Origin of the sequence: Rhizobacter sp. AJA081-3, from assembly GCF_017795745.1 — a bacterium.
GTDB lineage: Bacteria > Pseudomonadota > Gammaproteobacteria > Burkholderiales > Burkholderiaceae_C > Piscinibacter.
Map to the genome: position 1 here is coordinate 2,206,819 of NZ_CP059067.1, position 11,722 is coordinate 2,218,540.

General features: G+C 69.5%; 11 protein-coding genes. 3 read left to right on the top strand and 8 right to left on the bottom strand.

The window, feature by feature from the left end; genetic code table 11:
- Positions 1 to 9: 9 nt before the first annotated feature.
- From rseP to rpsB, 8 genes are all read right to left on the bottom strand, one after another.
- Positions 10 to 1,377 (bottom strand): RIP metalloprotease RseP, encoded by a 1,368-nt coding sequence (gene rseP, locus HZ992_RS10520; protein WP_209386590.1) that lies wholly within the window; start codon positions 1,375 to 1,377, stop codon positions 10 to 12.
- Positions 1,374 to 2,573, bottom strand: coding sequence for a 1-deoxy-D-xylulose-5-phosphate reductoisomerase (gene ispC / locus HZ992_RS10525; protein ID WP_209386591.1), 1,200 nt, complete (start codon positions 2,571 to 2,573; stop codon positions 1,374 to 1,376). Before ispC ends, rseP begins: the two co-directional genes overlap by 4 nt.
- A gap of 7 nt (positions 2,574 to 2,580) precedes the next feature.
- Entirely contained in the window at positions 2,581 to 3,414 is an 834-nt protein-coding gene (locus HZ992_RS10530) for a phosphatidate cytidylyltransferase (RefSeq protein WP_209386592.1), read from the bottom strand.
- A 2-nt stretch (positions 3,415 to 3,416) separates the two neighbouring features.
- On the bottom strand, positions 3,417 to 4,169 hold the full coding sequence (uppS, locus tag HZ992_RS10535; RefSeq protein ID WP_209386593.1) for a polyprenyl diphosphate synthase: 753 nt from the start codon (positions 4,167 to 4,169) through the stop codon (positions 3,417 to 3,419).
- A 31-nt stretch (positions 4,170 to 4,200) separates the two neighbouring features.
- Positions 4,201 to 4,761, bottom strand: coding sequence for a ribosome recycling factor (gene frr / locus HZ992_RS10540; RefSeq protein WP_209386594.1), 561 nt, complete (start codon positions 4,759 to 4,761; stop codon positions 4,201 to 4,203).
- Positions 4,762 to 4,785: 24 nt separating this feature from the next.
- Positions 4,786 to 5,496 carry a UMP kinase gene (gene pyrH / locus HZ992_RS10545; protein ID WP_209386595.1) on the bottom strand — a complete coding sequence of 237 codons (711 nt, stop codon included), beginning with the start codon at positions 5,494 to 5,496 and terminating at the stop codon, positions 4,786 to 4,788.
- An 82-nt stretch (positions 5,497 to 5,578) separates the two neighbouring features.
- Positions 5,579 to 6,475, bottom strand: coding sequence for a translation elongation factor Ts (tsf, locus tag HZ992_RS10550; protein WP_209386596.1), 897 nt, complete (start codon positions 6,473 to 6,475; stop codon positions 5,579 to 5,581).
- A 132-nt stretch (positions 6,476 to 6,607) separates the two neighbouring features.
- Positions 6,608 to 7,354, bottom strand: coding sequence for a 30S ribosomal protein S2 (gene rpsB / locus HZ992_RS10555; protein WP_209386597.1), 747 nt, complete (start codon positions 7,352 to 7,354; stop codon positions 6,608 to 6,610).
- Between the two features lie 162 nt (positions 7,355 to 7,516).
- Here rpsB and HZ992_RS10560 point away from each other — a divergent pair, with 162 nt between their 5' ends.
- The 3 genes from HZ992_RS10560 to HZ992_RS10570 are packed head-to-tail and all read left to right on the top strand — an operon-like array spanning position 7,517 to position 11,721.
- On the top strand, positions 7,517 to 8,851 hold the full coding sequence (locus tag HZ992_RS10560; protein ID WP_209386598.1) for an amidase: 1,335 nt from the start codon (positions 7,517 to 7,519) through the stop codon (positions 8,849 to 8,851).
- 2 nt (positions 8,852 to 8,853) lie between these two features.
- Positions 8,854 to 10,197, top strand: coding sequence for an FAD-dependent oxidoreductase (locus tag HZ992_RS10565; protein ID WP_209386599.1), 1,344 nt, complete (start codon positions 8,854 to 8,856; stop codon positions 10,195 to 10,197).
- Positions 10,198 to 10,224: 27 nt separating this feature from the next.
- Complete coding sequence (locus tag HZ992_RS10570) at positions 10,225 to 11,721, top strand: NAD(P)H-hydrate dehydratase (protein WP_209386600.1); 1,497 nt, start codon at positions 10,225 to 10,227, stop codon at positions 11,719 to 11,721.
- Position 11,722: the final 1 nt, after the last annotated feature.

Consider the following 11,722-nt stretch of genomic DNA (forward strand, 5'->3'; position numbering starts at 1 on the left):
GTCGGGGGATCAGTGCAGGCCCAGGAGGCGGGCCACGTCGTTGTAGAGAGCCAGGGACATCATCATGAGCATGATGGCCACCCCGCCACGCTGCAGCCGGTCCAGCCACAACTCGGAGACCGGCCGCCCCGTCACACCCTCGAAAAGATAATACATCAGGTGCCCGCCATCGAGCATCGGCAGCGGCAGCAGGTTGAGCACGCCCAGGCTCACGCTGACGACGGCGAGGAAGCCCAGGTAGTAGGCCAGGCCGAGTTGCACCGACTGGCCGGCGTAGTCGGCGATCGTCAGCGGTCCGCTGAGGTTCTTCAGAGAGGCTTCGCCGATCAGCATCTTGCCGAGCATCTGCAGCGTCAGCGTCGACATCTCCCAGGTCTTGCCGGCGGCGCGCGACAGGCCCTCGAAGGCGCCGTAGCGCACTTGCACCAGTTGGGGCGGCTGGCCCGGGTAGACCTCGACGCGGCCGACGCTGGCCTTGCCGTCGCTGGCAATGTTCGGCGTCACCGTCACTTCGAGCGTCTGGCCGGCACGTTCGACACGCCAGACCATGGCCTGGGCGACACCGCTGGCGCCGCTGGCACGGATGAGGTCGCGGATGCGCGATGCGTCGTCGATCGGCTGGCCGTCGATGCTCAGCACACGGTCGCCGGCGCGCAGCCCGGCTCGCGCTGCGGGGCCGCCGGCCTTGGCTTCGCCGAGCACCGGCTCGCTGAAGGCCGGTCCCAGACCGATGCGCTTCATCAGTTGCGCATCCACCTCGCGTGCACCGAGCCCGTCGAGATCGAGAACCACCCGACGCTGGCCGCGGCCCTGGGCGTCGGTCACCATCAGATGCAGCGATTGGCCGGCGAGCACGGCCTGCGTGAGCTGCCAGCGCAGGTCGTTCATCGAGCGCAGGTCGTCCCATTGCGTGCCGTCCGCCGACCAGGCCTGTGCCCAGTCGCCGCTGCGCAACCCGGCGCGCTCGGCGACGCTGGCGGCCACGGGCGCGCCCATCACGGCCTTGGGCTCGTCCATGCCGATCCAGTGGGCGCTGGCGTAGAGCAGCACGGCGAGCAGCAAGTTGGCCACCGGCCCGGCGGCAACGATGGCGCTGCGCTGCCACAGCGGCTTGCGATTGAAGGCGCGATCGAGCTCGCCGGGTGCCACGGGGCCTTCGCGCTCGTCGAGCATGCGCACGTAGCCACCCAGGGGCAAAGCCGAGAGCACGAACTCGGTGGACTGCGGGCTGGCCTGGCGGCGCCAGATGACACGGCCGAATCCGACCGAGAAACGCAGCACCTTGACGCCGCAGGCGATCGCCACGCGGTAGTGGCCGTACTCGTGGATCACGATGAGCACGGCCAGCGTGAGGATGAACGCAGCAACGGTGATCATCTCGGCAGGCCTCTTACCAGTTGCTGCGCCTGCCTGCGGGCGCGGTCATCGAGCTCGAGCAGCCCCGGCAACGAGGCGGCCGAGTCGCTCGCCGGCACCACGGCTTCGATCGTGCCGGCATTGACCGTGTGAATCTGGTCGAAGCGGATGGTTCCCGCGAGGAACGCGGCGACCGCCTCCTCGTTGGCCGCGTTGAGTACCGCCGTGCTGCCGGGCGCCGCACGCAGTGCCTCCCAAGCCAGTGCAAGACCGGGGTAGAGCGCGTGGTCGGGCGGATGGAAACTCAGCGCGGACAGGCTGGTGAAATCGAGCTGCGACGCACCGGACTCGATGCGCTGCGGAAACGACAGGCCGTAGGCGATCGGCACGCGCATGTCGGGCGTGCCCAACTGGGCGAGCACCGAGTTGTCCCGGCACACCACCATCGAGTGGATGATGCTCTGCGGATGGATGACGACACGGATCTGCTCGGGCTGCAGCGCGAAAAGCCAGCGCGCCTCGATGACCTCGAGCGCCTTGTTCATCATGGTCGCCGAGTCGACCGAGATCTTGCGCCCCATCACCCAGTTCGGGTGCGCGCAGGCCTGGTCCGGCGTCACATCGCGTAACGTACTCGGGTCGCGACCGCGGAACGGCCCGCCCGAGGCGGTGAGCAGGATGTGGTCGATGCGCGAGGCCCAGGTGCTGCGGTCTTCGGGCAGGCACTGGAAGATCGCCGAATGCTCGCTGTCGATCGGCAACAGCGTGGCGCCGCCCTGCTTCACGGCGTTCATGAAGAGCTCGCCGCCGACCACCAGCGCTTCCTTGTTGGCCAGCAGCAGACGCTTTCCCGCCTTCGCGGCGGCCAGGCAGGCGGCCAGGCCCGCGGCGCCGACGATCGCCGCCATCACCGCGTCGACCTCCGGGTGCGCCGCCAGTTGCTCCAACGCGTCGGCGCCAGCCAGTACTTCGGTGCGCAGGCCGGCCTGCGCGAGGCGATCTCGCAGCACGCGGGCACGCGCCTCGTCGGGCATCGCTGCGAAGCGCGGCTTCCATTGCACGCACTGCGCCGCGAGTTCGTCGACGCGGCTCGCGCCGGTGAGCGCGAAGACCTCGAATCGGCCGGGGTGGCGCGCGATCACGTCGAGCGTGTTCGCGCCCACCGAGCCCGTGGAACCGAGCACGCAGACGCGAAGCGGGAGGTGGGGACGGCTCATGCGGAACTCAGGTCGAGGCCAGGGCCATCGCGATCGGGAACACCGGCAGCAAGGCGTCGACACGGTCGAGCACGCCGCCGTGGCCAGGCAGCAGGCCACTGCTGTCCTTGGCGCCGGCGCTGCGCTTGACCAGCGACTCGAACAGGTCTCCGACGACGCTCATCGCCGCGAGCAGTACCGCGCCGGCGAGCAGGCCGGGCCAGCCGAAGCGGGCATCGATGCGACTGAACAGGCTGGGCGAATCGACCGGCTGCGAGCTGTCGATCCATCGCCACACGAAGGCCAGCACAATCACGCCGGCCATGCCGGTCCAGACGCCTTCCCAGCTCTTGCCCGGGCTGATGGTTGGTGCGAGCTTGCGGCGGCCGAAGGCGCGGCCGCCGAAGTAGGCCGCGATGTCAGCCACCCAAACCAGGCAGAAGACCGAGAGGATGAAGTTGATGCCGATGCTGCGCGCGTTGGCGATGGCCAGCCAGGCCGCCCACAGCAGCAGCAGCCCCAGCACCCAGCGCAACACGACGGGGATGTGCGGCCAGCCGGCCGGGCCGCCGCGCAGCGCGAACGCGCCGCCGACGATCCAAAGGGCCGCCACCGGCCACCAGGCCCAGGCGGGTGCACGCGTGGCCCAGCCGAACCACAGCGCATCGGCACAGGCCAGCGCCAGCAGCACGCCCATGGCGATCGAGGCGCCACCGGCCTGGTTGAGGCGTCCCCATTCCCAGCCGGCCGCGCCGATCAGCACCAGCGTGAGCACGGCGAAAGGCCAGGGCGAGGCAGCGAACAGGGCGGGCAGCAACAGCGCCAGCAGCACGATGGCCGTGATGACCCGCTGCTTGAGCATGCTCAGGTCCCGGTCGCCTGCACCGGCGCGGTCTTCACCAGGCCGAAGCGGCGATCGCGCGCCGCGAAGGCGCTGATCGCCGCATCGAGATCGGTCTCGCCGAAATCGGGCCAGAGGCAATCGGTGAACACCAGCTCGGAATAGGCGAGCTGCCAGAGCAGGAAGTTGCTGATGCGCAGTTCGCCGCCGGTGCGGATGAGCAGGTCGGGGTCGGGCGCATCGCCGAAGGCCATGTAGCGGCCGAGCGTGGCCTCGTCGAGCTGGGCAGGATCGATGCCGTCGCGCATGGCCTGCTGGCAGGCCTGAACGACATCCCAGCGGCCACCGTAGGCGAACGCCACCCAGAGCGTGATGCGCGTGTTGTCGCGGGTAGCCGACTCGGCCCGGTCGCAGGCCTGGCGCAGCCGGTCGGTCAGTTGCCCGCGGTCGCCGATCATGCGGATGCGCACGCCATTGGACGCCAGCTTGGCGAGGTACTTCTCGACGGCCACCAGCACCAGCCCCATCAGAAAGGACACCTCCTCGGTGGGCCGCTTCCAGTTCTCCGACGAGAAGGCGAACACGGTGAGGTGTTCGATGCCGCGGTCGGCGCAGGCCAGCACCGTCTTGACGAGCGTGTCGACGCCGGCCTTGTGGCCGAACACGCGCGGCAGGAAGCGGCGCTTGGCCCAGCGGCCGTTGCCGTCCATCACGATCGCGACATGCCGGGGCACCACGGGATCCGGGGTCACGGAGGAGGCGTCGCGAAGGTGCATGCGGCGATCGATGTTCAGCAGGCGCGGGACCTCAGACGGCCAGGATCTCGGCTTCCTTGCCCGAGACGAGACGGTCGATCTCGGCGATCGTGCCGTCGGTCAAGCGCTGCAGCTGCTCGAGGGCACGGCGCTCGTCGTCCTCGGAGATCTCCTTGTCCTTCAGCAGCTTCTTCAGGTGCTCGTTGGCGTCGCGGCGCAGGTTGCGCGTGGCGATGCGGGCGTCCTCGCCAGCGTGGCGCACGACCTTGGTCAGGTCCTTGCGGCGCTCTTCGGTGAGCGCGGGCATCGGCACGCGCAGCAGATCGCCCTGCGACGACGGGTTCAGGCCCAGGTCGGATTCGCGGATGGCCTTTTCGATCTTCGGGCCCATGCCCTTTTCCCACGGCTGCACGCTGATCGTGCGCGCATCGAGCAAGGTGACGTTGGCCACCTGGCTGATCGGCACCATCGAGCCGTAGTAGTCGACGTGCACCTGGTCGAGGATGCCCGGGTGGGCTCGGCCGGTGCGGATCTTCTGCAGTTCGCCCTTGAAGGCCTCGATGGTCTTGGCCATCTTGGTCTCGGCAGTCTTCTTGATGTCGGCAATGCTCATGTCTGGCCTCTTTCGGCTTGCGCGTCAGACGTGCACCAGCGTGCCTTCGTCCTCGCCCTGCACCACACGCTTCAACGCGCCGGGCTTGAAGATGGAAAACACCTTGATCGGCAGTTTCTGGTCGCGGCACAGCGCAAAGGCGGTGGCGTCCATCACCTGCAGGTTCTTGGAGATCGCCTCGTCGAAGCTGATCTGCGTGTAGCGGGTCGCGTTAGGGTCTTTCTTGGGGTCGGCGCTGTAGACGCCGTCGACCTTGGTCGCCTTCAGCACGATCTGCGCGCCGATCTCCGCCCCGCGCAGGGCGGCAGCGGTGTCGGTGGTGAAGAAGGGGTTGCCGGTGCCGGCGGCGAACACGACGACCTTGCCCTCCTCCAGGTACTGCAGCGCCTTGGGGCGAACGTATGGCTCGACCACCTGCTCGATGGCGATGGCCGACATCACGCGCGCCGTCATGCCCTCCTGGCGCATGGTGTCGGCCAGGGCCAGCGAGTTCATCACCGTGGCCAGCATGCCCATGTAGTCGGCGGTGGCGCGGTCCATGCCCACCGATCCGCCGGCCACGCCGCGGAAGATGTTGCCGCCGCCGATCACCACCGCCACCTCGCAGCCGAGCTGCGTGACTTCCTGCACCTCGCGCACCATGCGCACGATGGTCGCCCGGTTGATGCCGTAGGCATCGTCGCCCATCAGGGCTTCGCCGGAGAGTTTCAGCAGGATTCGTTTGTAAGCGGGCATGCGGTGGGCTCCTGGCGCTGTGCTGTTCTTGTGGCTCGCAAGTCTAATCGGCCGGGGGCACCCTGCTCCCCGGCCTGCCGCCTCAAGCGCCCTTGGCTGCCGCGACCTGCGCCGCCACTTCGGCCGCGAAGTCGTCGACCTTCTTCTCGATGCCCTCCCCCACCACGTACAGCGTGAAGCCCTTGACCTCGGTCTTGGCGCCCTTGAGCATCTGCTCGACAGTCTGCTTGCCGTCGGCGGCCTTGACGAACACCTGGTTCAGCAGGCTGACTTCCTTGAGGAACTTCTGCACCGAGCCTTCGACCATCTTGGCGACGATGTCGGCCGGCTTGCCGCTCTCGGCGGCCTTCTCGGCGGCGATCTTGCGCTCCTTGTCGACCAGCTCGCTGGGCACCTCGGCCAGCGACAGCGCCGCGGGCTTCATCGCTGCCACGTGCATGGCCACGTCCTTGGCCGCCACGCCGTCGCCGGCGTACTCGACCATCACGCCGATGCGCGTGCCGTGCAGGTAGTGGGCCAGGCTGCCGCCGCCGGCGTAGCGCTTGAAGCGGCGGATCGCCATGTTCTCGCCGATCTTGCCGATCAGGCCCTTGCGCACGTCTTCCAGCGTCGGTCCGAAGCCGTCCTGCGCGTAGGGCAGCGCCGACAGCGCCGCCACGTCGGCCGGGTTGCTCTTGGCGACCAGTTCGGCCGCGGCCTTGACAAAGGCGAGGAAGGATTCGTTCTTCGAGACGAAGTCGGTCTCGCAGTTGACCTCGACCAGCGCGCCGGTCGTGCCGTCCACCGCGGCGGCGACGACGCCCTCGGCGGTGATGCGGGCAGCGGCCTTGCCGGCCTTGTTGCCGAGCTTGACACGCAGGATCTCTTCGGCGCGATCCATGTCGCCGTCGGCCTCGGTGAGGGCCTTCTTGCATTCCATCATCGGCGCGTCGGTCTTGGCGCGCAGAGCGGCGACCATGCTGGCGGTGATTGCGGGCATATCAGTTCTCCGTGAATCTTGAAACCGCGCCGGGTGGGCCGCGGCATTCGTTTCGCTAGTCGGACATCGAAAAAAAGGGGCTGTAGCAGCCCCTTTCTTGGCTCGCTGCGAGGCGAGTCGGGGCAAGACGCGTCAGGCCGCGTTCTCGACTTCCACGAACTCGTCGCCTTCGGCGCCGGCAGCCTGCACGACCTCGTTGGTCGCGTTGGCCTTGCCTTCGAGCACCGCGTCGGCCACGGCACGGGCATACAGCGCCACGGCCTTGGACGAGTCGTCGTTGCCAGGGATCACGTAGTCGATGCCTTCGGGCGAGTGGTTCGAATCGACCACGCCGATGATGGGAATGCCCAGCTTCTTGGCTTCGGCAACCGCGATCTTGTGGTAGCCGACGTCGATGACGAACAGCGCGTCGGGCAGCGCGTTCATGTCCTGGATGCCACCGATGTCCTTCTCGAGCTTGGCCAGCTCGCGCTGGAACATCAGCGCTTCCTTCTTGATGCGGATCTCGGTGCCGGACTCGATCTGCGCCTGCATGTCCTTGAGCTTCTTCAGCGACCCCTTGACGGTCTTGAAGTTGGTCAGCATGCCGCCGAGCCAGCGCTGGTCGACGAAAGGCATGCCGCAGCGGTGCGCTTCGAGGTTGATGACCTCGCGCGCCTGGCGCTTGGTGCCGATCATCAGGATGGTGCCGCGCTTGGCGCTGAGCTGGCGGATGAACTTCATCGCCTCGTTGAAGAGCGGCTGCGTCTTCTCGAGGTTGATGATGTGGATCTTGTTGCGATGGCCGTAGATGTACGGGGCCATCTTGGGGTTCCAGAAGCGCGTCTGGTGGCCAAAGTGGACACCGGCTTCCAGCATTTCACGCATGCTGATGGTCATGAAGACTCCAAAGGTTGGTTCTAGAATCCGGCCCGAATCGCGGCGACACTGCACGACACATTTGCGTCGAGAGCGACACCGCGACACCTTCAGTGGCCGGCTTCGCGAGTGATTCATCCGGGGAAGAGCCCCCAGACAAACCCGAAGACTATACCACGCCACATGGCCGAAGACCTTTGCTCCACCCGCGCGGGCATTGCCGCCGCCTCGCTGGACCGCCTCGAACTGCTGGAGCGCAGCATTGAAGCCGCCCGCGGCGACGCCTGCCGGCACGCCTTCATCAGCACCTCGTTCGCCAGCGCCCGCGAGCAGGCCTCGCGCGGTGCACCGGGCGCACCGTTGGCCGGGCTGGCCGTCAGCGTGAAGGACTTGTTCGACGTGGCCGGCGAAGTGACGGCCGCCGGCAGTGTCGTCATGGCCTCGGACGCGCCCGCCACGCTCGACTGCCCCGCAGTGGCGAGGTTGCGCGCCGCCGGCGCGGCATTCATCGGCCGCACCAACATGAGCGAGTTTGCGTTCTCGGGTGTCGGCATCAACCCGCACCACGGCACGCCCGCCAATGCCGCCACGGCGAAGCTCGACCCGACGCCGCGTGTGCCCGGCGGATCGACCTCCGGCGGCGCGGTGAGCGTGGCGGCCGGCGCCGCCTGGGCGGCACTGGGATCGGACACCGGCGGCTCGATCCGCATCCCGGCCGCGCTGCAGGGGCTGGTGGGTTTCAAGAACACCGCCCGCCTGGTGCCCACCGACGGCGCGATTCCGCTGTCGACCACGCTCGACACCGTCTGCGCGATCACGCGTTCGGTGCGCGACGCTGTCGTGCTGCACGAGGTGCTGGCGCAGCGCCGCCTCGCCCCGACCAACCGCCCCGTCAGCGCGCTGCGGCTGGCCGTGCCCACGACCGTGATGCTCGACGCCCTGGAGCCTGCCGTGTCGCGCGCCTTCGAGCGTGCGCTGGCGACGCTTCGCCAGGCCGGCGCCCACGTGGAGGAGATCCCCCTGGCCTCGCTGGCCGAACTGGCCGGGCTGAATGCCGCCGGCGGGTTCTCGGCGGCGGAAAGCTGGGCCTGGCACCGCCAGCGGCTGGCCCGAGACGGCCAGCGCTACGACCCACGCGTGGCCATGCGCATCCGTCGCGGCGAACGCCTGAGCGCGGCGGACTACGTCGAGCTGATGTGGGCACGACGCGACTGGATCGCCCGCACCGAAACGGCGATGGCCGGTTTCGACGCCCTGCTCAGCCCCACCGTGCCGATCGTCGCCCCCCCGCTGGCGCCGCTGCTGGCCAGCGACGACGCCTTCTTCGCCACCAACGGCATGCTGCTGCGCAACCCGAGCGCGGTGAACTTCCTCGATGGCTGCGCCCTGTCGCTGCCTTGCCAGGCACCGGGCGAGATGCCGGTCGGGCTGATGGTCTGGAGCTCGGCGATGCGCGACGACGACGTGCTCGGCGCCTCGCTGGCCATCGAAGCGGCGCTCGCGCCGCAGAAGCGCTGAGCATGCGCGTCGCTGTCATCGGTGCCGGCATCGTCGGCGTCACCACCGCGTACGAACTCGCCGCCGACGGCCACGAGGTCACCGTGTTCGAGCGCCGCGGCAGTGTGGCGGCCGAGGCCAGCTTCGCCAACGCGGGCGTGGTCGCGCCGGGCTACGTCACGCCCTGGGCGTCTCCGGGCATGCCGATGAAGGTGCTGGGCATGATGTTCAGACGCCACGCCGCCATCCGCGTGCGGCCCGGCCTCGACCCGTCGCTGCCCGGTTGGCTGTGGCGCTGGTGGCGGGCCTGCCGGCACGACACCTGGCTGGCGAACCGCACACGCATGCAGCGCCTGGCCGTGTTCAGCCGCCACCGCCTGCACGAGCTGACCACGCGACTGCAGCTCGAGTACGAGCGCGAATCGGGCTACCTGGTGCTGCTGCGCAGCCCGAAGGAACTGGCCTCCGCGCGTGCCGGGCTGAAGCTGCTGACCGAACTCGGCGGCCGCTTCCACCTCGTCGACGCTGCGCAGTGCCGCACGCTGGAGCCGGCGCTCAACCCCGACACCGCGCTGCACGCCGGCATCCACCTGCCCGACGACGAGGTCGGCAACTGTCGGCAGTTCGCCCACCTGCTGCGCACCGAGGCTCAGGACCTCGGCGCGCGCTGGTGCTTCCACACCGTGGTGCAGGGCATCGTGCCCGGCAAGACGCCGCAGGTGGTGCATCGCTACATGCCGCCGGCCGAATCGACGCAGTTGGTGATCGACCCGGCACCTTCGGGCGGCAGCGATCCGCAGACCGAACCGGCCCCGCTGGAGCCGATCACCGAAGAGTTCGATGCCGTGGTGGTGTGTGCGGCGATGGGCTCGCCCGAGTTGCTGCGGCCGCACGGCCTGAAGCTGCCGCTGCGCGCCGTGCATGGCTACTCGGTGACGGCGCCGCTGCGCGCGGAGGACAGCATGGCCGAACGCGCCCCACGCGCCGCGCTGATGGACGAACGCTACAAGGTCGCCATCAGCCGCATCGGCTCGCGCGTGCGGGTGGCCGGCAGCGCCGAGCTGGGCGGGTCGCTGGACAAGCACGACCCGCGTGCACTGGAGACGCTCTACAAGGTGCTCAACGACTGGTTCCCCGGCGCACCGCGCATGAGCCAGGCACAGCGCTGGAAAGGTGCGCGCCCCATGCTGCCCGACGGTCCGCCGGTGCTCGGCGCCAGCGGGCTGGAGGGCATCTGGCTGAACCTCGGCCATGGCTCCAGCGGCTGGGCGCTGGCCTGCGGATCGGCCTTTGCCCTGGCGCAAACGATGGCGGGCCGCGAGGCACCGATCAGCCTCGAGGGGCTGGGGATCGAGCGACTGCGCTGATACGCTCCCTGGGTGACGAGACGGACCATGCAACGAATCGACGCCCTCATCCCCGACTTGCCGCTGTTCGATGTCGCTCGCACTCGGCGCATCGAGGCCGCAGCGCTGGCTGGGCTGCCACCGCACATGCTGATGCAGCGCGCCGGCGCCGCGGTGGCGCGGCTTGCGCTGGCGCTGGCTCCGCACGCGCAGTGCATCCGCATCGTCGTGGGGCCCGGCAACAACGGTGGTGATGGGCTCGACGCGGCAATCCACCTGCATCACGCCGGGAAGCGTGTCGAGGTGCTGCTGGCGGCCGAGCCGGCCGCGTCTGACGCGATCGATGCCCTGCAACGCGCCCGGGCCGCCGGCGTGGCCATCGACCCGGCTCGCCCAACGGCGCTGCGTCCGCGGGACCTCGCGATCGACGCCCTGCTGGGCATCGGCGCCCGACCTGTGCAGGCCGGCCCCCTGCTCGCCGCGATCGAGGATCTGGCCGCACTGACGTGCCCGGTGCTGGCCGTCGACCTGCCCTCGGGTCTCGATGCGGATACCGGCCACATGCCAGGCGCCTGCGTCCGGGCCGATCACGTGCTGAGCCTGCTGACGCTCAAGCCAGGGCTGTTCACGGCGCATGGGCGCGACCGGGCGGTGACGGTATGGCTGGATGCGTTGGGCATCGACACCTTCGCCGAGTCGCCGCGGGCCTGGATCGGCGGCGCTCAGGCGAGCGGCGCTCCTCCCCGCCGCCACGACCAGCACAAGGGCAGCTTCGGCGATGTGGCCGTGGTCGGTGGCGCAGCCGGCATGGCCGGCGCGGCGCTGCTGGCAGCCCGCGCAGCGCACGCCGCGGGCGCGGGCCGCGTCTTCGTCGAGTTGCTGGATGCGAGCGCCGCGGGCTTCGACGTCGTGCGCCCCGAGTTGATGCTGCGACGCGATTGGACGGCTGGGGTCGCTACCGAAGCCTTGAAGCTCGCCACCGTGGTCTGCGGCTGCGGCGGCGGAGATGCCGTTCGCGCCGCACTGCCGCGACTGCTGGCGCACAGTGCCCGACTCGTGCTCGACGCCGATGCGCTGAACCTGGTGGCCAGCGACGAGATGCTGCGGCAGCAAGTGCGCCTGCGCGGCTCCAGGGGCCTGCCCACGGTGGTCACGCCCCATCCTCTCGAGGCGGCACGCTTGCTCGGCCGCGGCAGCGTCGAAGTCCAGTCCGACCGGCTGGGTGCCGCGGAGGCGCTCGCTGCGGCTCTTGACTGCGTGGTGGTGCTCAAGGGATCGGGGTCGGTGCTCGCGGCGCCGGGGCGCTCGACACGCATCAACGCCAGCGGCAACGCTTCGCTGGCCACCGCCGGCACTGGCGACGTGCTGGCCGGCTGGATCGGCGGCCATTGGGCCCAGCGCACCGAGCCCGACCCCATCGAGCGGGCCTGGCAGAGCGCGCTCCACGCCGTCTGGCTGCATGGCTTCGCGGCCGACGAAGCCGCCCAGCCCGTGTTGCGAGCTGGCGACCTCATCGAGCGCATGGCCGCCATCGCGGCGCGCTGAA

Coding starts and splice junctions, on each gene's coding strand:
- frr (WP_209386594.1), bottom strand. CDS start 4,761: ATGAGCATTGCCGACATCAAGAAGACTGCCGAGACCAAGATGGCCAAG.
- HZ992_RS10565 (WP_209386599.1), top strand. CDS start 8,854: ATGCGCGTCGCTGTCATCGGTGCCGGCATCGTCGGCGTCACCACCGCG.
- tsf (WP_209386596.1), bottom strand. CDS start 6,475: ATGCCCGCAATCACCGCCAGCATGGTCGCCGCTCTGCGCGCCAAGACC.
- pyrH (WP_209386595.1), bottom strand. CDS start 5,496: ATGCCCGCTTACAAACGAATCCTGCTGAAACTCTCCGGCGAAGCCCTG.
- rseP (WP_209386590.1), bottom strand. CDS start 1,377: ATGATCACCGTTGCTGCGTTCATCCTCACGCTGGCCGTGCTCATCGTG.
- ispC (WP_209386591.1), bottom strand. CDS start 2,573: ATGAGCCGTCCCCACCTCCCGCTTCGCGTCTGCGTGCTCGGTTCCACG.
- rpsB (WP_209386597.1), bottom strand. CDS start 7,354: ATGACCATCAGCATGCGTGAAATGCTGGAAGCCGGTGTCCACTTTGGC.
- HZ992_RS10560 (WP_209386598.1), top strand. CDS start 7,517: ATGGCCGAAGACCTTTGCTCCACCCGCGCGGGCATTGCCGCCGCCTCG.
- HZ992_RS10570 (WP_209386600.1), top strand. CDS start 10,225: ATGCAACGAATCGACGCCCTCATCCCCGACTTGCCGCTGTTCGATGTC.
- HZ992_RS10530 (WP_209386592.1), bottom strand. CDS start 3,414: ATGCTCAAGCAGCGGGTCATCACGGCCATCGTGCTGCTGGCGCTGTTG.
- uppS (WP_209386593.1), bottom strand. CDS start 4,169: ATGCACCTTCGCGACGCCTCCTCCGTGACCCCGGATCCCGTGGTGCCC.